General features: G+C 71.5%; 17 protein-coding genes. 7 read left to right on the top strand and 10 right to left on the bottom strand.

What is annotated here, in order from left to right; all coding sequences use genetic code 11:
* Positions 1-86: 86 nt before the first annotated feature.
* Positions 87-1730 (bottom strand): phospho-sugar mutase, encoded by a 1644-nt coding sequence (locus IEY99_RS02925; RefSeq protein WP_189199094.1) that lies wholly within the window; start codon positions 1728-1730, stop codon positions 87-89.
* A gap of 58 nt (positions 1731-1788) precedes the next feature.
* The gene (locus tag IEY99_RS02920) at positions 1789-3723 is read right to left on the bottom strand and encodes a serine/threonine-protein kinase (RefSeq protein ID WP_189199093.1); all 1935 of its coding nucleotides are present in this window, start codon (positions 3721-3723) and stop codon (positions 1789-1791) included.
* Between the two features lie 208 nt (positions 3724-3931).
* Here IEY99_RS02920 and IEY99_RS02915 point away from each other — a divergent pair, with 208 nt between their 5' ends.
* Complete coding sequence (locus IEY99_RS02915; RefSeq protein WP_189199092.1) at positions 3932-5503, top strand: acyl-CoA mutase large subunit family protein; 1572 nt, start codon at positions 3932-3934, stop codon at positions 5501-5503.
* A 222-nt stretch (positions 5504-5725) separates the two neighbouring features.
* Positions 5726-6985, top strand: a complete 1260-nt coding sequence (locus IEY99_RS02910) for an amidohydrolase (RefSeq protein WP_189199091.1) — start codon at positions 5726-5728, stop codon at positions 6983-6985.
* A 2-nt stretch (positions 6986-6987) separates the two neighbouring features.
* On the opposite strand, the gene IEY99_RS02905 is transcribed toward IEY99_RS02910, so the two are convergent.
* Complete coding sequence (locus IEY99_RS02905) at positions 6988-7977, bottom strand: DUF4349 domain-containing protein (RefSeq protein ID WP_189199090.1); 990 nt, start codon at positions 7975-7977, stop codon at positions 6988-6990.
* A 110-nt stretch (positions 7978-8087) separates the two neighbouring features.
* On the opposite strand from IEY99_RS02905, the gene IEY99_RS02900 reads away from it, so the two are divergent.
* From IEY99_RS02900 to IEY99_RS02885, 4 genes are read left to right on the top strand one after another with little or no spacing between them, the layout of a single operon-like run.
* A complete protein-coding gene (locus IEY99_RS02900) occupies positions 8088-8720 on the top strand; it encodes an MBL fold metallo-hydrolase (protein WP_189199089.1) in 633 nt (210 codons plus the stop codon).
* Position 8721: 1 nt separating this feature from the next.
* Entirely contained in the window at positions 8722-9657 is a 936-nt protein-coding gene (locus IEY99_RS02895; RefSeq protein WP_189199088.1) for a hypothetical protein, read from the top strand.
* Positions 9658-9702: 45 nt separating this feature from the next.
* Positions 9703-10440: an SCO6745 family protein gene (locus IEY99_RS02890; protein ID WP_189199087.1), complete on the top strand. Its 738-nt coding sequence runs from the start codon at positions 9703-9705 to the stop codon at positions 10438-10440.
* A gap of 14 nt (positions 10441-10454) precedes the next feature.
* Positions 10455-11381 carry a GNAT family N-acetyltransferase gene (locus IEY99_RS02885; RefSeq protein WP_189199086.1) on the top strand — a complete coding sequence of 309 codons (927 nt, stop codon included), beginning with the start codon at positions 10455-10457 and terminating at the stop codon, positions 11379-11381.
* On the opposite strand, the gene IEY99_RS02880 is transcribed toward IEY99_RS02885, so the two are convergent.
* Entirely contained in the window at positions 11378-11839 is a 462-nt protein-coding gene (locus tag IEY99_RS02880) for a gamma-glutamylcyclotransferase (protein ID WP_189199085.1), read from the bottom strand. The two genes, IEY99_RS02885 and IEY99_RS02880, sit on opposite strands and share 4 nt — an antisense overlap.
* A 105-nt stretch (positions 11840-11944) precedes the next feature.
* On the opposite strand from IEY99_RS02880, the gene IEY99_RS02875 reads away from it, so the two are divergent.
* Complete coding sequence (locus IEY99_RS02875; protein ID WP_189199084.1) at positions 11945-13345, top strand: NAD(P)H-quinone dehydrogenase; 1401 nt, start codon at positions 11945-11947, stop codon at positions 13343-13345.
* A gap of 205 nt (positions 13346-13550) precedes the next feature.
* On the opposite strand, the gene IEY99_RS02870 is transcribed toward IEY99_RS02875, so the two are convergent.
* The 6 genes from IEY99_RS02870 to IEY99_RS02845 form a co-directional block, all read right to left on the bottom strand.
* Positions 13551-14342 (bottom strand): DedA family protein, encoded by a 792-nt coding sequence (locus IEY99_RS02870; RefSeq protein WP_189199083.1) that lies wholly within the window; start codon positions 14340-14342, stop codon positions 13551-13553.
* Positions 14343-15384: 1042 nt separating this feature from the next.
* Positions 15385-17145, bottom strand: a complete 1761-nt coding sequence (locus IEY99_RS02865; RefSeq protein WP_189199082.1) for an acetyl/propionyl/methylcrotonyl-CoA carboxylase subunit alpha — start codon at positions 17143-17145, stop codon at positions 15385-15387.
* A 96-nt stretch (positions 17146-17241) separates the two neighbouring features.
* A complete protein-coding gene (locus IEY99_RS02860) occupies positions 17242-17880 on the bottom strand; it encodes a Maf family protein (RefSeq protein WP_189199081.1) in 639 nt (212 codons plus the stop codon).
* 33 nt (positions 17881-17913) lie between these two features.
* Positions 17914-19005 carry a S8 family serine peptidase gene (locus tag IEY99_RS02855; protein ID WP_189199080.1) on the bottom strand — a complete coding sequence of 364 codons (1092 nt, stop codon included), beginning with the start codon at positions 19003-19005 and terminating at the stop codon, positions 17914-17916.
* Positions 19002-20420: a hypothetical protein gene (locus IEY99_RS02850; RefSeq protein ID WP_189199079.1), complete on the bottom strand. Its 1419-nt coding sequence runs from the start codon at positions 20418-20420 to the stop codon at positions 19002-19004. The genes IEY99_RS02855 and IEY99_RS02850 overlap by 4 nt, the downstream gene beginning before the upstream one ends.
* On the bottom strand, positions 20407-20835 hold the full coding sequence (locus tag IEY99_RS02845; RefSeq protein WP_189199078.1) for a hypothetical protein: 429 nt from the start codon (positions 20833-20835) through the stop codon (positions 20407-20409). The genes IEY99_RS02850 and IEY99_RS02845 overlap by 14 nt, the downstream gene beginning before the upstream one ends.
* Positions 20836-20856: the final 21 nt, after the last annotated feature.

The following is a 20856-nucleotide window of genomic DNA, read 5'->3' as shown; positions in this document are numbered from 1 at the left end:
GTCCATCGCGAACGCAGAGGGGGCCGGTGCGACAGAATCGCCGCCGCGCCCCTCGCGAACGCAGAGCGGGCGCGGCGGCGTTCGCGTCACAGGCCCAGGGCGGCCGAGACCTCCTTGCGGAGCTGGGCCATGCCCACCCCGGAACGGAACTGGGCGTCGGCCAGCTTGCCCGTCCCGACCGGCTCGACCACCTCCAGGTACGCCTTGAGCTTCGGCTCCGTGCCCGAGGGGCGGATGACGACCCGGGCACCCGCGGTCCGCAGCGTCAGCACGTCGGCCGCCGGTGCCCGGTCCTCGACCTCGGTCACCGGCTGGCCGAGCAGCGCCGCGGGCGGGTTCGCCCGGACGTGCGCCATCGCGCGGGTGATCTCGGCGAGGTCGTCGACCCGGACCGACACCTGGTCGGTGCGGTGCACGCCCAGCTCGGTGTCGAGCTCGTCCAGCCGGTCCCGCAGCGACTTGCCCTCGGCCTTGAGGGTGGCGGCGAGCTCGGCCACGGTCAGGGCGGCGGTGATGCCGTCCTTGTCGCGGACCAGGTCGGGGGCCACGCAGTAACCGAGCGCCTCCTCGTAGCCGAAGGCCAGCTCCTCGGCGCCGCGGACGATCCACTTGAAGCCGGTGAGGGTCTCGGCGTACGGCGTCTCCCGGGCCGCGCACAGCGCCTTGAGCTGGGTCGACGACACGATCGTGGTGGCGTACGTGCCCGGCGTGCCGCGGCGGATCAGGTGGTCGGCCAGCAGCAGGCCCAGCTCGTCGCCGCGCAGCGGCCGCCAGCCGCCGTCCTCGCCGACCGGGATCGCCACCGCGCAGCGGTCCGCGTCCGGGTCGTTGGCGATGGCCAGGTCCGCGTCCTCGGCCGTGGCCAGCGCGAGGAGCAGGTCCATCGCCCCCGGCTCCTCCGGGTTGGGGAACGCCACCGTGGTGAACTCCGGATCGGGCTCGAACTGCTCGGCCACGACCGCGGGTGCGGCGAACCCGGCGGCGAGGAAGGCCTCCACCAGCACCCGCCCGCCCACGCCGTGCAGCGGCGTGTACGCGACCTTCAGCTCGCGGGCACCGGCCGGGATCACGGCCGCCGCGCTGTCCACGTACCCCTGGACGATGTCCTCGCCCAGGACCGTGCCCGGATCGCCGAGCTTGACCTCGGCCAGCGTCCCGACCGCCTGGATGGCGGCCTCGATGCCGGCGTCGGCGGGCGGCACGATCTGGGCGCCGGCGCCGCCGGGGCCGCCGAGCTGCGCGCCCAGGTAGACCTTGTAGCCGTTGTCCTGCGGCGGGTTGTGGCTGGCGGTGACCATGACGCCGGCCACGGCGCCGAGCTTGCGCACCGCGTACGCCAGCACCGGCGTCGGCAGCGGGCGCGGCAGCACCAGCGCCTCGCGCCCGGCGGCGGTGGCCACCCGGGCGGTCTGCTCGGCGAACTGCCGCGAGCCGTGCCGCGCGTCGTACCCGATGATCAGGGGGCCCTCGCCGCCCTGGTCGGCGAGCCAGCCGACCAGGCCGGCCGCGGCGCGGGTGACGACCGCGAGGTTCATGCCGTTCGGCCCGGCCCGGAGCCGGCCGCGCAGGCCGGCGGTCCCGAAGGTCAGCGGGCCGGCGAACCGGTCGGCGAGCTCGGCGGCGCTGTCCGGGAGCCGGTCGAGCAGCGCCCGGATCTCGTCGCGGCCGGCCGGATCCGGATCATCGGCCAGCCACGTCTCGGCCAGGGTGCGAAGGTCGTCAGTTGCCATGCCATGTGGATAGCACGACAGGCGCTCTCACCTGCTCTTGCCCTGGCGATTTCGGCCCTCAGCCGAGGGTGAAGGTCCGGACCAGTTCCTCGAAGACCGGCTTGCTCTCGGCGAACTGGTCCTCCGTGCTCGTCAGGTAGAAGGAGTACGCCTTGCCGTCGTGCATCACCGCGCCCCAGAGGCCGTGCCGCTCGTCGCTGCAGGTGTACTCGAGGACGGCGCCGGGCTGGCCGGCGATGGTGCGGTCGGTGAGGCCGATCTGCGCGTAGGGCTTCGGGCAGCTCGAGCTCCTCTTCTTGAGGTTCTTCTCCGCGATCTTCAGGAAGCCCTGCGGCGTGCCGTTGCCCGACTCGACCAGCAGCCGGACCTTGCGGTCGGCTCCCTCGTCGACGTAGTCGACCCAGCTGCCGCCGCTCCTCTTGGTCCAGCCCTTGGGCACCGACACGCTCGTGCCGCGGCCCTTGTAGGAGACCGTGGGGAACGGCGGCGCCGCGGCGGCCGCGCTGGGCTGCGGCCCGGCGGCGGCGGTGGGGGTCGTGGCGTCGTCGCCGCCCCCGGACAGGGCCAGCACGAGCACGAGCACCAGCAGCGCCGCCACGCCACCGCCGGCGGCGAGCTGGGTGTTGCGGGGCCAGCCACGCACCGTGGTGACGGCCCGGCCGGTGGTCTCGCGGGCGGTGGCGACGGCCTTGTCGATGAGCGCCTTGCGCTTGGCGCCGGGGCTCATGACGACGGTGCCGCCGGCCATCGGCTCGCGGGCGGCCCGGGCGCCGTCCCACTGCTGCCGAGGAGGGATCACGCTGGTGGTGTCGCCGTCGGTCGCCGGCGGGATCACGCTGGTGGTGTCGCCGTTCTGCCGGGGTCCCGGGTAGGCCCCGGTCGGCTGGCCGGCCGCGGCCGGGCCGGCGGCGGCCCGCTGGGACCCGGCCTCGCCGCCGTTGCGCTTGATCTTGGCCAGGTGCCCCGACAGCGACTCGCCGGGCGCCAGCATGGCCCGGCCGCCGATCTGGCCGGTGGGCTGGGGCTGCGGCGGGATGGGCTGGGTCTCGGCGGCCGGCGGGCGCTGCGACGGGACGACCGAGTAGGGGTCCGTCATCAGGTGTGGCGGGGCCTTGCTGGCCAGCGGGCCGGCGAGCTGCTGGCGCAGCATGGTGCGGGCGGTCTGCACGTCGAAGCGGCGGGCCGGGTCCTTCTCCAGCAGGCCCATCAGCACCGGGGTCAGCGAGCCGGCGCGCACCGCCGGGGTGGGCGGGTCCTCGACGACGGCGTGCATCGTCTCGATGGGGTCGCCCTTGTCGAACGGCGGCCGGCCCTCGATCGCGGTGTAGAGCGTGACGCCCAGCGAGAACAGGTCGCTGGGCGGGCCGAAGTCGCTGCCCATGGCGCGCTCGGGCGAGATGAAGTGCGGCGAGCCGAGGACCATGCCGGGCGTGGTGAGCTGCACGTCGGTGGGCATCCGGGCGACGCCGAAGTCGGTGAGCACGCAGCGGCCGTCGGTGCAGATCAGCACGTTGGCCGGCTTGACGTCGCGGTGCAGCACGCCGTGCGCGTGCGCCACCTCGAGGGCGCCGAGCAGGGCGATGCCGATCTTCGCGACCACCCGGGCCGCGACCGGGCCGTCCTCGATCACCATGTCGGCGAGGCTGCGCGCCTCCAGCAGCTCCATGACGATCCAGGGCCGGCCGTTCTCGTGCACGACGTCGTAGACCTGCACCACGGCCGGGTGTTGCAGGGCCGCCGCGGCGCGCGCCTCGCGCATGGTGCGCTCGTACATCGCGTCGCGGTCGCTGGGCGCCAGGCCGGGCGGAAGGATGACCTCCTTGATGGCCACGTCGCGCCGCAGCAGGGTGTCGGCGGCACGCCAGACCGTGCCCATGCCGCCGTGCCCGACCGCTGCGCGCAGCGTGTACCGCCCGCCGATGAGCGTGCCCGGGGCGGCACGTCCGCTGATCGGAGCGGTGTCGCCACTGCTCCACGTCGGGATCTGAGTCACGTAGCTGCCACCGAAGGGGGTTTAGGGGGCGGTCGGTCAACCCCGCTATCTTGCCGGTTCGCACCCCCATTCGAAAAGCCGCTGGGCGGGTGTTATCTGGATCTCGACGGTGCGTGGTGGTGGCGTCGCGCAGAGTGGAACTTATCGGACGGTGTGTGCAAAATCCCTCACGCACCACGGAGCTGAACGACGCTTTAGGATCCGTGGGGTGAACGCAGAATCCGGGTTCGAGATCAAGCCGGTGTACGACAGCGGCGACCTGCCCGACGACGTGGACGGCAAGCTCGGCCGGCCCGGCGAGTATCCGTACACCCGCGGTGTCTATCCGACGATGTACACCAAGCGGCCGTGGACCATGCGGCAGTACGCCGGCTTCGGCACCGCGGCCGAGTCCAACGCCCGCTACCACCAGCTGCTCAAGGCCGGGACGATGGGCCTGTCGGTCGCGTTCGACCTGCCGACCCAGATGGGCTACGACTCCGACGACCCGATCGCCCACGGCGAGGTCGGCAAGGTCGGCGTCGCCATCGACTCCCTCGACGACATGCGGCGGCTCTTCCACGACATCCCGCTGGACAAGGTGTCCACGTCGATGACGATCAACGCGCCCGGGTCGGTGCTGCTCCTGCTCTACCAGCTCGTCGCCGAGGAGCAGGGCGTGCCCGGGTCGGCCCTGCAGGGCACGATCCAGAACGACATCCTCAAGGAGTACATCGCCCGGGGGACGTACATCTTCCCGCCCAAGCCGTCGCTGCGGCTGGTGGCGGACACCTTCGCGTACTGCCGGACCGAGATCCCGAAGTGGAACACGATCTCGATCTCCGGCTACCACATGGCCGAGGCCGGCGCGTCGCCCGCGCAGGAGATCGCGTTCACCCTCGCCAACGGCATCGAGTACGTCCGCGCCGCGATCGCCGCCGGCCTCGCGGTGGACGACTTCGCGCCCCGGCTGTCCTTCTTCTTCGTCGCCCGCACCACGCTGCTCGAGGAGATCGCCAAGTTCCGGGCCGCCCGGCGCATGTGGGCCCGGATCATGCGCGACGAGTTCGGCGCGAAGAACCCCAAGTCCCAGATGCTGCGGTTCCACACCCAGACCGCGGGGGTCCAGCTCACCGCGCAGCAGCCCGAGGTCAATCTGGTACGCGTCGCGGTGCAGGCCCTCGGTGCCGTCGCCGGCGGCACCCAGTCGCTGCACACCAACGCCTACGACGAGGCGATCGCGCTGCCCACCGAGAAGTCGGCGCGGCTGGCGCTGCGGACCCAGCAGGTGCTGGCGTACGAGACCGGCCTGGTCGACACCGTGGACCCGTTCGCCGGCTCGTACGTCATCGAGGCCATGACCGACCAGGTGGAGGCGGCCGCCACCGCGCTCATCGAGCGGGTCTTCTCGCACGGCTCGGCGGTCGACGCGATCGAGCAGGGCTTCCAGAAGCAGGAGATCGAGACGTCGGCGTACCGGATCTCCCAGGAGATCGACGGCGGCGAGCGGGTCGTGGTCGGGGTGAACCGCTTCGGCGTCGACGAGGAGGAGAAGTACGAGCCGCTGCGCGTCGACCCGAAGATCGAGGCCGACCAGGCCGCCCGGCTCGCCACCCTGCGCGCCGAGCGGGACGGCTCGGCGGTCGAGGCGGCGCTCGCCGACCTGCGCAAGGCCGCCGAGGGCACGGACAACGTCCTGCCACCGATGCGCGAGGCCTTGCGCCGGCGTGCCACGGTGGGAGAGGTCTGCCACACGCTGCGCGGCGTCTGGGGGGTGTACCACCCCGTGGAACACTTCTGACAGTGACGGATTTTGAACCGCGTCACCTCCTACATTCGTAACCCGTTGTTGTAGGAGGTGGTGGGTCGGATGACCGCCGGAGATCGCGCCTATCAGGGCTTTCGTGACAGTGCGCGACGCGATCCGTACGGTAATGGCGTTGCACAGCGTCACCGAAATGGGTCTAGGCTATCGCGCGTTGCCGAAAGTGGCCCAAACCTCGAGAGCGATAGAGAAACCGACGTGACGAGTGCATTGACGGCGCCCGAGGGCGCGGAGACGGCACCCTTCCCGGGCCCGCCACCCGGGGCCGAGCCCCTGCCCGGGCAGCTCGACCGCTGGCTGGCCACGCGGGGCGCCGAGCTGGTGGCCATCCGCCGTCACATCCATGCGCACCCCGAGCCGTCGAACGCCGAGTTCGAGACCGCCGCGCTCGTCGCCCGGGAGCTCGCCGTCGCCGGGCTCAGCCCCCAGCTGCTGCCCAAGGGCAACGGTCTGATCTGCGACATCGGCCAGGGCGACCGGGTGATCGCCTTCCGCGCCGATCTGGACGCGCTGCCGCTGCAGGACACCAAGGACGTGCCGTACCGCTCCACGGTCGAGAAGGTGGCGCACGCCTGCGGCCACGACGTGCACACCACGGTCCTGCTCGGGCTCGGCCTGGCCCTGGCCCAGCTGAACGAGCAGGGCGAGCTGCCCGGCCGGGTGCGCCTGATCTTCCAGCCCGCCGAGGAGTGCGTGCCCTCCGGGGCGCCGGAGGTCATCGAGGCCGGCGCGCTCAAGGACGTGGCCGCGATCTTCGCGCTGCACTGCTATCCGCAGCTCCCGGCCGGCCTGGTCGGCGTCCGCTCGGGCCCGTTCACCGCGGCCGCCGACACCATCCGGGTGCGGCTCACCGGCCCCGGTGGCCACACCGCCCGGCCGCACCTCACCGCCGACCTGGTGCACGCGCTCGGCCGGGTGATCGTCGACGTGCCGGCGCTGCTGGACCGCCGCGTCGACCCGCGCGCCGGGGTGTCGATGGTGTGGGGCGCCGTGAAGGCCGGGCAGGCGTTCAACGCCATCCCGGGGGAGGGCGAGGCGCTGGGCACCGTGCGCATCCTCAACCGGGAGGCGTGGCGGGAGGCCCCGGAGCTCATCACCAAGCTGATCCGCGACGTGGTCGCGGCCACCGGCGCCGAGGCCGAGGTCGTCTACAACCGCGGCGTCCCGCCGGTGATCAACGACCGGATGGCCGCCGCGGTCATCGCGGGCGCCGCCGGCGCCGCGCTCGGCGCCGACCGGGTGGTCGAGGCCGAGATCAGCATGGGCGGCGAGGACTTCGCCTTCTACCTGGAGAACGTGCCCGGCGCGATGATCCGGCTGGGCACCGGCACGCCGGGGGTCGAGGCCAAGTACGACCTGCACCAGAGCAACTTCGACGTGGACGAGCGCTGCATCGGCTACGGCGTGCGGGTCATGGTGCACACCGCCCTGGCGGCCCTGGCGACCGGCGCCTTCTGACGCTATTGCGTCTCGGCCGGGGCGGCCGTCGCGACCGCGGGCCGCAGCCGCCGGCGGCGCCGTACGAAGTGGACGGCGGCCCACGCCGGCACGCCGAGGGCCAGGAGCCACGGCAGCAACCAGCCCAGGACGGTGGCCACCACGCCGAGCGAGGCGAGCAGGCCGGTCCAGCCGTTGCGCAGCCCGGCGAGGAACCCGGCCGGATCGTCGTCCTCCGGCGCCGCCTCGGGCTCCGGGTCCAGCAGCACGAGGGTGATCGTGGACAGTGCGGTCAGATCCGCGAGCCGGCGCTGCTTCGCCTGCAGCGACGCGAGATCGGCCTCCCGGGTCGCCACCTCGCGCTCCAGCATCACCAGGTCCTCCAGGGACTTGGCCTGGGCGAGCAGTTTGCGGCCGCTGGCCACCCGGGCCTGCTGGGTCGCGATCCGGGCCCGCAGGTCCACCGTCTCCTCGGTGACATCGTCGGTGTCGATGCCGCGGCCCTCCTCCTTGCCGAGCCCGGCGAGCTGGTTCACCACGGCGTAGAACTTGGCCGCCGGCACTCGCAGGGTCAGCGTGGCGTCGGAGGGCCCGTCCTGACCCGAGCTGCTGCGCTTGTCGCCGCCGACGAACCCGCCCGCGCCCGTCACGATGCCGGTGGCCCGCGCGGCGGCGATGCCGACGTCCTGCACCCGTACGGTGATCGACCCGGTGTAGACGATCGCCCGCTCCTCCAGGCTGAGCCTGGGCGCCTCGGCCGCGGTGTCCTTGCCCTGCGGCGCCGCGGGGCCGGCCTGGTCGGGCCCGGCACCGCCCTGCGCGGGCCCGCCTTCCCGCTCGGCCGGGGCCGGTCCGGCGATGCCTTCGCCGCGGCTCGACGTCGCCGCCGAGTCGGTGCTGCTGCCGCCGCTGCAACCGGCCAGCGCGAGCGCGGCGGCCGTCGCGGTGACGCAGAGGCCGGCGGCCAGCCGGTGCCGTGCGCGTGATGGTCTGGTATATGTCGCACTCGCCATGGTGATTCTCCTTGCCCCGTGAGGTCTGGAGCCTGGGACGTGCGGCGCACGCCCGCCGGTTCCGGCAGACTGCGGGTTGGACGGTCACGATTCGGCAGCGGAGGAGACCCGTGCGCGTCACGAAGTTCACGCATTCCTGCTTGCGGTTCGAGGGCGACGGCGTGCTCGTCGTGGATCCCGGGGCCTTCAGCGAGCGCTCGGCCCTCGCCGGCGCGGACGCCGTCCTCGTCACTCACGAGCACTTCGACCACGTGGACGTGGACGCCCTCACCGAGGCCCTCACGGCCCGGCCGGAGCTCGCCGTCTACGCCCACGCCGACGTCCTGCCCACCCTCGGCGGCTTCGCCGGCAAGGTGACCGCCGTGGAGCCGGGCGCCCAGTTCGACGCCGCGGGTTTCACGGTCCGGGCGTACGGGGGCCGGCACGCGGTGATCCACGACGACATCCCGCGCATCGCCAACCTCGGCTACCTCGTGTCCGACGGCACCGACTCGGCGTACACGCCCGGTGACTCGTTCACGGTCCCGGACGAGGAGGTCGGCACGCTGTTCGTGCCGTTGAACGCGCCCTGGATGAAGCTCAGCGAGGCGATCGACTTCGTCCGGGCGGTCCGGCCGGGGCGGGCGTACGCGCTGCACGACGCCCTGCTCACCGAGACCGGCGCGGGCATCTCCAACGGCCACCTGGAACGCCTCGGCGGCACGACGTACGCGCAGGTCGCGCCCGGCACCACGATCTCCTGACATGGGCGCGCCCGCGGACACCGACGAGCTGATCCGGCGGCTGTACGAGGCGCCGCCGGACGGCTTCGTCGCGGGCCGGGCCGCCGCGGTCGCCGCCGCCCGCAAGGCCGGCGACAAAGAGGCGGCCAAGCGCCTCGCCGCCCTGCGCAAACCCACCGTGGCGGCCTGGCTCGTCAACCTGCTCGCCCTGCGCCGGCCCGAGCTCATCGACGACCTCGTCGAGCTTGCCACGGCCCTGCGCCAGGCCCAGCGCAGCCTGCGCGGCGACGACCTGCGCGAGCTTTCCCAGCAGCGCCGGCAGGCCGTCACCGCCCTGGTCCGGGCCGCGCAGCAGCTCGCCGTCGAGGAGGACCCGGCGCTGCGCGGCGCGAAGCTGCCGATGGCCGAGGTCGAGGCGACGCTCAGCGCGGCCCTGGCCGAGCCGGACGTCGCCGAGCAGGTGCGCAGCGGCCGCCTGGTCAAGGCCGCCACGTACGCCGGCTTCGGCGAGGTCCCCCGACCCCGCCTGCGCCTGGTCACGGCCGAGGACGAACCCGCCGCCGCGCCCGAGCTCCCGGCCCCGGCCGAGCAGGAGAAACCCAAGCGCGTCCCCCTGCTGGAGGAGCGACGGCGTCGCGCCGAGCAGAAGGCCCGGGACGAGCGCGCGGCGAAGCGCCGCGAACTACGCAAGGAACTCACCGCGGCGCGGGCTGCCGACCGCAAGGCGAAGAGCGCCCTGGAGGACGCCGAGGAAGCCGAGCTCGCGGCGAGCCAGGCCGTCGACGAGCTGGAGGAACAGATCGCCGAGCTGGAACGCCAGCGCATCGTCGCCCAGGCCGAGGTGTCCCGCCGCAAGCTGGCCCGGCGCTCCGCGGAACGCGACGCGTCGGCCGCGCGCCGGCGGGTCGGCGACGTCGAAGCGGCCCTCGAGGACCTCGATGCCGACGAACCCGACTGAAGGACGGTTTTCCAGAATCGGCCGGGGAGAGCAGAATCTCCTCGTGTGACCCCCGAACAGGCAGCCGCCAATGCCCGGCCGGGACTGACGTCCCTCGTCGGGGCGTTCGCCGAGTCCCCGCAGACGCTGCGCCGCGCGCGGTTGATGGGACTGTCCGGGTGGGCGTACCACGTGTCGGCCCGCGCCGGCGCGCTCGGTGACGTACGCCCGGAGACCGTCGCGGCCGCGCTCGGCTTCATCGCCCCCGAGGCCGTGACCGACGGCTGGGAGGCGGCGGCGAAGACCATCCCGCCCGTCGAGGTCGCCACCTGGCACCTGCACGAGCTCTGCCGGTGGGGCGTCGACCAGCTCGGCGGTTTTCCCCGCCTCACCCGCCTGCTCGACCTCTCCAGGCGCGTCGTGTCCGCTGTGGACTGTGCCGGGCTCCCGCTGTTCGCCGCATGGCGCGCGATGCCGGTCCCGGACGCGTCGCCGGGGGCGCAGGGCGCGGTCCTGCTCCACCTGATGCACGAACACTGGCTGGGCGTGCACGTCGTGGCCGTACGGGCCAGCGGCCTCACCCCGCTGCAGGCGATCATCGCCGGGCCGGAGGGGGAGACCGGCGCGGTGGCGTTCGGCTGGCAGCCGCCGTACCCGCCCGCCGGGCCCCTCGTGCGGCGTCTCATGTGGGCGGAGTCGGTCGCGGGGTCGCTGGCCGGTCAGGCATACGCCGCCCTCGACCGCGCCGAGCGCGTCGAGCTGATCGGCCTGCTCGAATCCCTGTCGCATCGCCTCGGGAGATGAGGCAGGCTGGCGCGGTGACCCACCTGCCTGCCGGCTGGCGCACGCGCCGGCCGACCCTCGACGACATCCCCGAGATCCTGGCCCTGGCCCACGCGAGCGACGTCGCGGCGGTCGGCGAGCCCGACTTCACCGTCGACGAGGTCCGGGAGGCGCTGACCGGCCCGAACACCGACATGGCCCGGGACTGCTGGCTCGCTCTCGACGCGGACGGCGCCGTGGTCGGCTGGGCGTACCCGCACAACGTCGACCGCGGCGACCGCGACTTCCTCGAGGTCTACGTCTGGCCGGGACGCGGCGTCCCGGCGCAGCGTCCGCTGCTGGAGCTGCTGCTCGCCCGCGCCGCCGAGCGCGGTGCGGAGTTCGGCCACGAGAGCTACACGGTACGGGCGGGCGCGATCCCGACCGAGAAGGCGTGGATCGAGACGCTGACCGACGCCGGATTCACGTTCCTCAAGCAGCACGCCCGCATGACCATGTCGCTCGAGGGTGTGTCACCCGTCGCGCCGGAACCGCCCGCCGGGATCACCGTACGGCCCGTGGGCGCCGGTGAGCTCCGCCGGTTCCACGCGACCATCGCCGAGGCGTTCGCCGACAGCGACCACCCGACCGCCGGATACGAGGCGTGGCGGTCCCAGGCCGGCGAGGCCTCCGGCGAGTGGTTCGTGGCCTTCGCGGATGGCGAGTGGGCCGGGGTGCTCCAGTCGTCGGAGTCCGCGGCCGAGGATGGCTGGGTGCGGTATCTCGCGGTGCTCCGGGCGTACCGGAGAAGGGGTGTGGGTGAGGCCCTGCTGCGCCGGGCGTTCGCGGCCTACGCCGCGCGCGGGTGCACCCGGGCCGGCCTGGGTGTCGACATGGCGAACCCGACCAAGGCCGCGCGGCTCTACCACGCGGTCGGCATGCACCCGCTCTACGCGGCGAACATCTACCAGCGCCGGATCTAGATCTCCGGCGAGGAGGTGCGGGTCGGGCGCTGGCGCAGCTCGGAGACGTAGTCGTCGGGGGCCCCGGCCTTCTCGGCGGCGTTCGCGATCTCCGAGAGATACCACGCCGTGGGCATGCCGCCCTCGTAGCCGTCGAAGACGTAGACCCAGGCGCTCAGGTCGCCCTCCAGCGTTGAGACGCGCACGGTGAGCTTCTGGTACGCCCCCGCGGTCACGCCCTCGACCTCGTCGAGCTGAGCCGCGTCCCACGGGTGCACGTCGTAGAGGGCGACGAAGACCCGGTCGCCGGGGGACTCGACGATCGTGGTGACCGCGCCCTCCCAGCCCAGGTCGCCCTCCCCGGCGAAGGTCAGCCGCCAGCCCTCGACCCACCCGACACCCACCATCGGCGAGTGCGGACAATAGGCCCGCATCCGGGCGGGATCAAGGTTGGAACCGTACGCGGCGTAATGACCCACGGCGATGACGATAGCCCGGCACCACGTTGGGGGAGAATACGAGGCGTGCGTGTCGGCACAACTGAGTCACGTAAGTGACGAAACGTAACAATGGAGGTAGAGCGCGTGAGTCGGATCGTGATCATCGGCGGTGGGCCGGGCGGGTACGAGGCGGCCCTCGTCGCCGCGCAGCTCGACGCGGACGTGACCCTCGTCGAGGCCGACGGCGCCGGCGGAGCGTGCGTGCTCTCGGACTGTGTCCCCTCCAAGACGTTCATCGCCAGCTCGGAGGTCGTGACCGGCTACCGCCACAACGAGAGCTTCGGCGTCCGCTCCGCGGGCCTCGAAGGGGTGACCGTCGACGCCGCGGCGGTCAACGAACGGGTGAAGAAGCTCGCGCTCGCCCAGTCCGGGGACATCCAGACCAAGCTGGTCAAGGCCGGTGTGGACGTGGTGCAGGGGCGGGCCCGGCTGGGCGAGGACACCCTCGGCCACACCCACCAGGTGCTGATCACCCCGGACGGCGGCTCGACGTACGCGGTCGACGCCGCCACGGTCCTGCTGGCCACCGGCGCCACCCCGCGCGTCCTGCGTACGGCCGTCCCCGACGGCGAGCGCATCCTCGACTGGCGTCAGGTGTACGACCTCACCGAGCTGCCCTCCCACCTCGTGGTGATCGGCTCCGGCGTGACCGGCGCCGAGTTCGCCAGCGCCTACCTGGCGATGGGCGTCGACGTGACCCTCGTCTCCAGCCGCGAGCGCGTCATGCCGCACGAGGACGCCGACGCCGCCATGGCGATCGAGAGGGTCTTCCGCGAGCGCGGCATGACCATCCTCAACCAGTCCCGCGCCGACTCGGTCGTGAACACCGGCGACGGCGTCGAGGTCACCCTCGCCGACGGCCGGGTCGTCACCGGCTCCCACGCCCTGATGGCGGTGGGCGCCGTGCCGAACACCGCCGACCTGGGCCTGCGCGAGTACGGCGTGGACGTGGCCCAGGGCGGCTACGTCACCGTCGACCGGGTGTCACGCACCAACGTGCCGGGCATCTACGCGGCCGGCGACTGCACCGGCGTCCTGCCGCTGGCCAGCGTCGCCGCCATGCAGGGCCGCATCGCCATCTGGCACGCCATGGGCGAGGCCGTCGCGCCGCTGCGGCTGCGTACGGTCTCCGCCAACGTCTTCACCGACCCGGAACTGGCGACCGTCGGGGTGTCCCAGGACGACGTGGACGCCGGCAAGGTCCCGGCCCGCCAGGTGATGCTGCCGCTCACCGGCAACGCCCGCGCCAAGATGGCGGGCCTGCGCGACGGCTTCGTCAAGCTCTTCTGCCGCCCGGCGACGGGCCAGATCGTCGGCGGGGTCGTGGTGGCGCCGAAGGCGAGCGAGCTCATCCTGCCGATCACGATGGCGATCGAGAACAACCTGACGGTCGACCAGCTGGCCCACACGATCACGATCTACCCGTCGTTGTCCGGCTCGATCGCCGAGGCCGCCCGCCAGCTGATGCTGCACGAGCGCCAGTAGGTGATGATCCCGGGGCGGGCCCACCGGCCCGGGCTTGTCGGGGCTTCGCGGGGCTTCGCGGGGCTTCGCGGGGCTTCGCGGGGCTTGTCGCGGGGCTTCGCGGGGCTTCCCGGGGCTTCGCGGGGTGGACGGGTTGGACCGGCGCGTTCGGCACCGGCTCGTCCTGCCCGGCGGCGTCCTCGGGACGCTCGTCCTCGTTCTGGGCTTATCCGGGGTGGACGGGCTGGACCGGCGCGTTCGGCACCGGCTCGTCCTCGCCGGCGGCGTCCTCGGGCAGGTCGTCCTCGCTCTTGCGCCCGCCGAAGAGGGCCAGGACCCAGCCCGCCGTCCCGAAGATGACCGCGGCCGTCGCGGCGATGGCGAAGAGCCGCCACGCCGACTGGGTCACCGCGGTGCCGCCGACATGGCCGACCAGGCCGCCGTACGTCGCCCAGGCCAGCGCGGCGCCGCCGTCGTAGAGCACGAAGAGCTTGATCGGGTAGCCGGTCCGCCCGGCGTGGTAACCGGCCGCCATCCGGCCGCCGGGCACGAAGCGGCAGAGCAGCAGCACGAGCGGGCCGGGTCTGCGCAGGCCCCGGGTGAAACGCTGGGCGGCCCGGCGGGTCTTGGACCTACCCTTCGCCGCATCCGTGGCGCGATCGTGCGGCCCCCTCGCCACATCGTCCGTGCCGTAGCCGCCGTCGACGTCGCCGGCGCCATCGGTGCCCGGCGCGAACCGGTTGCGCAGGGCGGCGAGGCGGCCGCCGCCCCGCTGGTCGGCGGCATGCCCGGCCGTACGCCCGAGCCAGAAGGCGATCGAGTCGCCGGTGAACATGCCCAGCGCACCGACGGCGATGACCAGAGCCAGGTGGAGGTTGCCGTAGACCGTGAGGGCCCCAGAGGTGATCATGACGGCCTGGGTCGGCACCACCGGAACCAGCGCATCGACGGCGAGGAAGCCGAAGAGAGCGAGGTAGGCCCACGCCGGTGTTGCCAGAATGGTCAACAGATCGGTCATCGGCTCGGCCACCTCACGGCTCCAGGGGTCCCCGCATTGTCCGCGGGCGCACCTGAGAATGGGCTGAGCTCAGCATGCGCCCCGATCAGGCCCGGCTAACGGTGATGCCCGACACGGTACGTCCTTCGCGGTGCACGCGCAGTACGTGACGCGGGAGGTATCCCCGGATCTCCGCGACCTAGGCGCCGATCGGCCATGGGCGCCCTGCCGGCCTGGTGCGGAGGCCGAGATCGGTCCCGTCGCCGGGAAGGATGCCCGCCTCCTTTCGCCACGGCGGGGGATCCACGAGTGCGTCGAGGCGTGTGTCCAATGGGACACCGGCTTCTTATGGGAGGGCCGTCCGCGTACCTTTGTTAGGAGTCCGAAACGCCGAGTCTCCCGTTCTCGACGTTTACGGACAAATGGCGCCCGCCGCCCGCTATCGGTCCGGCAGCGAGGCGCCCGGGCCGTCGGTAGGTCCCGTACCGGCGGCCCGACTTCTGCCGCGGCCATGTCTGGGAGGCTGCTGCCCTCACCGGCGACCGCGCCATCCCACCCGGGTGCACGACTTCCCCGACGGGGGTATGCCGCGTTCGCGTGGGACAGTGAGGCCCGGGACCGCGTTTCGCCGCGGTCGCCCGGTGGCGGTCACGCCGTTCCTCCATGGCCCACGACCCGTGCCGCGGTGTGTTGGTGTGGCCGACGGCTCGTGCCGGGGCGTGTCGGTGTGGCCGACGGCTCGTGCCGGGGCGTGTTGGTGTGGCCAACCGCCCTTAACGTCGGTGTGCCGTGTGGCTCACGGCCTCCGTCGCCCGATGTGCTCTCTGCGGCGCCTGTCGCCGTCGGCCTTCGCCCTAGCGGTGCATTCGCCCTTGGCGGCCGGCGCCTTCGGCCTCAGCGGCGCCTTCGCCCTTGGCCCGACTCCGGCCTGGACGGCGCCTTCACCCTGGGGTCGACTTTGCCCTCGACGGCCCCTTCGCCTCCGGGCCCTGCCTTCGCCCTCGGCTGTTTGGTGCCTTGGGCTCCGGCAGGCGCTGTGTGAGGACCCGGCTGGCTGCCCGGCTCAGTCGTCGATCGTGCAGATCGTGGTGCCCGCGGTGACCGTGGAGCCGACCTCGGCGGACAGGCCGTTGACCGTGCCCGCGCGGTGGGCCTGCAGGGGCTGTTCCATCTTCATCGCCTCGACGACCACGATGACGTCGCCCTCCGCCACCGTGTCACCGTTGGCGGCGGCAACCTTGACGATCGTGCCCTGCATCGGTGCGGTCAACGCGGCGGCGCCGCCCGGGGCCGCGGACGCCGCTCGGGCGCTCGCGCGGCGGGAGGCGGGACGGGCTGCGGGGGCTGCGCCCGTACCCGTACCCGTCATGAGGTTGGCCGGGAGACGCACCTCCAGGCGCTTGCCGCCGACCTCGACCACGACGGTTTCGCGCTCCGGCGCTTCGGGCGCCGGGGCGGCGGTCGGCGTGAAGGCCGGGACGCCACCGGTCCACTCGGTCTCGATCCAGCGGGTGTGCACGGAGAAGGGCTCGTCGGTGAACGCCTCGTCGCGCACCACCAGGCGGTGGAACGGCAGGACGGTCGCGATGCCCTCGATCACCGTCTCGTCGAGCGCCCGGCGCGCCCGCTGCAGGGCCTCGGCCCGGGTCGCCCCGGTCACGATGATCTTCGCCAGCATCGAGTCGAAGTTGCCGCCGATCACGCTGCCCGCCTCGACACCCGCGTCGACCCGGACGCCCGGACCGGACGGCCAGGTCAGAGCCGTCACCGTGCCCGGGGCGGGCAGGAAGTTGCGGCCGGCGTCCTCCCCGTTGATCCGGAACTCGATCGAGTGCCCGCGCGGCTCCGGATCCTCGGAGAGCGCCAGCGGCTCACCGTCGGCGATGCGGAACTGCTCGCGGACCAGGTCGATCCCGGCGGTCTCCTCACTGACCGGGTGCTCCACCTGCAGCCGGGTGTTGACCTCGAGGAACGAGATCGTGCCGTCCTGCCCGACGAGATACTCGACCGTGCCGGCGCCGTGGTAGCCGGCCTCGCGGCAGATGGCCTTGGCGCTGGAGTGGATGCGCTCGCGCTGCTCGGGGGTGAGGAACGGCGCCGGCGCCTCCTCGACCAGCTTCTGGTGCCGGCGCTGCAGGGAACAGTCGCGGGTGCCGACGACGACCACGTTGCCGTGCGTGTCGGCCAGCACCTGAGCCTCGACGTGCCGCGGCCGGTCGAGGTAGCGCTCGACGAAGCACTCGCCGCGGCCGAACGCCGCCACCGCCTCGCGAGTGGCGGACTCGAACAGCGAAGGAATCTCCTCCAGCGTGCGCGCCACCTTGAGGCCGCGCCCACCGCCACCGAAGGCGGCCTTGATGGCGACGGGAAGGCCGTGCTCGCGAGCGAACGCGACGATCTCGTCCGCCCCGGAGACCGGCTCGGCCGTGCCCGGCACCAGCGGCGCACCGGCCCGCTGCGCGATGTGCCGCGCGGTGACCTTGTCGCCCAGGTCGCGGATCGCCGCCGGCGTCGGACCGATCCAGGTCAGGCCCGCATCGAGTACGGCCTGAGCGAACTCGGCGTTCTCGCTGAGGAAGCCGTAGCCGGGATGCACCGCATCAGCGCCGCTGCGAGCGGCGACATCGAGAAGTTTGTCGATGCGCAGATAAGTCTCGGCCGCTGTCTCCCCGTCGAGGGCCCACGCCTCGTCGGCGAGCCGCGCGGGTAGCGCGTCCCGGTCGCTGTCCGCATAGACGGCGACACTGGTCAGGCCCGCGTCGTTGCAGGCCCGAATGACACGTACGGCGATCTCGCCGCGATTAGCGATCAATACCTTGCGCACGGCCTGAGCCTATCGTCAGGTGTCACCGGCGCGCTCGGACCTGTGGACAGAGCGGAAGCCTGTGCCGAATGTCTGCCTTGTCCTGCGCGGAGTTGTCTAACTTCCCTGCTCATCGGCGCTGGGCTTTTTCCACAGGGCCGGCACGCTGACGCCGAAGGTCTGCAACAGCCGGCGAAGAAGCGGAAGGGACAGCCCGACGACGTTGCTGTGGTCGCCCTCGATCCGCTCGACGAAGGCACCCCCGAGCCCGTCGATGGTGAACGCCCCGGCGACATGCAGCGGCTCGCCGCTGGCGACGTACGCCTCGATCTCGGCGTCGCTGACATCGGCGAAGTGAACGACGGTCCGGCCCACCTCCTCCGCCTGCTTGCCGCTGGTGAGATCGGTCAGATGATGCCCGGTGTGCAGCACCCCGGACCGCCCCCGCATGGCCGTCCACCGCCGCACAGCCTCCGCGGCGTTGGCGGGCTTGCCCAGGATCTGGCCGTCGAAGGCGAGTACGGAGTCACAGCCGAGCACAAGAACATCAGGATCGGGAGGAAGCGTGGAGGCGACGGCCCGCGCCTTCATCCGCGCCAGCGCAAGGCAGAGGTCGTAGGCGTCGGTCGCCTGGACTATGGATTCGTCGACGCCGCTGACCTGGACCGCGGGATCGAAGCCGGCGGCCCGGAGCAGGGCCAGCCGGGCAGGGCTGGCAGAGGCAAGAACTAGCCGAAGGCCATCGTCAGTCCGCACAACGCCCTACGCTACAAGCCCTTCAAAGCACGCTCAGCGAGCCCCGCCGGAAGACTTACGCCGCACCCACGCGACTGCGGCACTCCCCATGACCAAGACGGCGATCGCCGCTCCGGTGATGAATGGAGTGCTGCTGCTGTCGGGTTCGGTGTGGGTGGAGGTCCGGGTTGGTGAGGGCAATCCGGTACGCCCTGAACTGCCCTGTGGCTCGGGGGCAGAAGCGTCTCCTGCTCGGAGCGCTGCCACGATGTTGACGATGCCGTGCCCATACTCTTCGTCAACGCCGGGAGCGCCCTTGTCGGTGGCTGTGTCCTTCAATCGCTGCACAACCTCTTCAGCGGTCATGCCGGGATATTTGCTGCGAAGCAGCGCCGCCGCCCCCGAAACGATGGCGGCGGCGTCCGAGGTGCCTTTCTGCCCGACGATGTAGCCGCCTTTGTTGTTGGTGCTGGTGATGTCTTCACCCGGCGCTGACAGGTCGAGCGCCTGGCCGGTGACAGAGATCGCTGCCCTACGGCCGGACCGGTCGACGGCCCCCACCGCAACCACGCTGTCGAGGAAGGCGGGCGCCGAAATAGCCACGCTCTCGGGCCTGTTCCCTGCGGAGGCTACTACTACTGCGTCGGCGGTAGCGGCCTCTTTGAAAACGGCAAAATCGTCAGGCTGTACGCCGCCTCCAATGGATATGTTGATAACCTTAGCGCCATGGTTCAGGGCGAAGCGAACAGCCTTGCCGAATGGAACATTGGTCCGGCCGCTGCCAAGTACCCGGATGGGAATCACCTTCGCATCGGGTGCTATTCCGAGTGCGCCTTGATCGTCTTCGCCGTGCGCAGCGATCAAGCCGGCCATACTGGATCCGTGGCCCGTTAGGTCTGTCCGTCCGTTGCCGGATTTGATCAAGTCCGTTCCGCTCAGAATGCTGCCGTCGAGATCGGGATGCTGAGCTACTCCGGAGTCGATAACTGCGACTGTGACACCTTTGCCGGTGCTGATCAGATGTGCTTCTGACACCTGCAGAAATGTTAGATGCCATTGCTTGTTGCGGATTTCGTCGGCGTAAGCTGGTGAGCTGCAGAAGGCGGTGAGAGCGGCAACAGCTGCCGCTGCAAGCTTCCGGTTCACCGGGGATAGCCGATGGCCGGACCGGGATCGATCGGCCCTGGATCATCGGGAGGCAACACCACCGGATCCACGCCCTTCGCCGTCTCCCATGGGTTGTCCCGGTCCCAACGACGGGACTTCCCGTCGCAGCGAGTTCGACCATCGCCTTGGCGACCCGTCATCGTGCCGGTCTGCCCGGCGTTCACAGCCGCGGCCTTCAAGTCTCCGCGCGCGGACGCCGTGTCCTGTGGCTGGCCGATCACGCCGCCCACCGGGTTGGGTCGCCCCAGTGCGGATCGACCGGATGAGGGCGGCCCTTGTGGAGCCCGTCCGATGATGCCGCCTCCAGGTGGCGCGCCGATGACACCGCCGGGAAAGGGGGTGGAGGGCCCGACGACGGGACTTACTCCGGATTTGAGGAACTTGCTCGGGGATGCGCGGCCCGGCGCAAGTGTAGAGGGCGGAATAGCGCCTCCGTTGCCTGAGGGGAATGTCGTTCCTGGAACTATGCCGATCTGTCCGGCGGTCGGTGCAAGAGGGGGCGCAGCAACCGATGGGATCGTGCCCGGCGGCTGGCTGATCAGGGGTGGCGACGAGTTGCCACTGAGAATCGGACCGCCTCCGGCTCCGTCGGGAACTCCGAAGTTCTCGCTTCGAGGAAGGTCAGTGGTCCGTGCGTCTACGGCGCCCGGATTGTCATGCGGATCGCTCGCGAACGAGCCTGGCGACGATGCTGAACGGGACGGCCTGCTACCCGGAGGTGGGATCGGTGGTGGTGCGGCCAACCCGCCCACGCCGTTGTTTCTGTCCTCCCCGCCATCGCCTTGTCCTGTCTCGGCGGGATCGTATGGTCGAGGATTTTTGAGCGCAGCCTGCCCGCTGATGAGCGTGCTGCTCAGGTCGTACATGATGACGCGCGCTTGATTGTTCAGTTGTTCTTGCTGCGCCGAAGTGACCGGCGGCGTAGTGGATCTCGGGGACGGCGACGGCGACGGCTTGCCTGACTTGGCGGCCGTGGCTTCCTGCTGAGCCTGCCAGTCGAGAATGCGCAACTCGTTAGCTTCGTACTGCTCGAGGATCGGCTTCAGCTTCGTTCGAGCGAGGCTCAGCGTGAGTGTCACGGTCGAGAAGACCGAGTAGTTCGCCGCAGCTGCATCGTGTGTCGCTTGCAGATCTGCGATGAGTTTGTCCAGACGTGCGATGTAAGCGGCGGACGCGGCGCTCTTCGACGGCGGCCACACGCTCGCCAGATTCTCTCGGTAGCTCTTGACCTGGCCCAAGTGGGCCAGCGTCAGGTCTGCCGTCTGGCTCCAGCCTTGAACTACGTCGAAGTGGGGGTCGGTGTTGTGGTCGGCGATCGCCGCCCACATGGCGCGGACGTCTTTGGAGTTCCAGTTCGTGCCACCGTACCCACCGCCGCCGTCAGCGATCAGCATCAGAGGTTCCCCCGATCGCTTGACCGTCGAGGAAGGGATCGTTGGCATCTGTGAAGCCGTCGGTCACGTCCTTGACGTTGGCGCGGGCGTAGGCGTCGCTGTTTCCGTACTCCTCGCTGATCGACCGTGCCACGGTCGCGAACTGGTGCGTACCGTCGCGAAAGTTGAAGGTATTGGAAAAGGTCTGCAGCTGGGCGTCGTAGTGGTGCTGCATGAAGCTCTGCAGCTCGGGGAACGCCGGGCTGCCCGCTGGGAGTTCGGTGACCATCGCGGCGGTGATCTGCTGCAACAACGGGTCGTATCCCGATTGCACCTCTTCGGCCAGAGCCGCTGCGAACTCCTCCATCGCCCGGATGTCGGTCTCGATCGAGGTGAATCCAGCCGTGAACGTCGAAGCCGGCCCGTTGTCCTCCACTGTGCGACCTCCCCGGGAGTG

Source organism: Couchioplanes azureus, assembly GCF_014648355.1.
Taxonomy (GTDB): domain Bacteria; phylum Actinomycetota; class Actinomycetes; order Mycobacteriales; family Micromonosporaceae; genus Actinoplanes; species Actinoplanes azureus.
The sequence above is the reverse complement of the archived record's forward strand: the minus strand, read 5'-3'. Positions and strand labels throughout refer to the sequence as shown.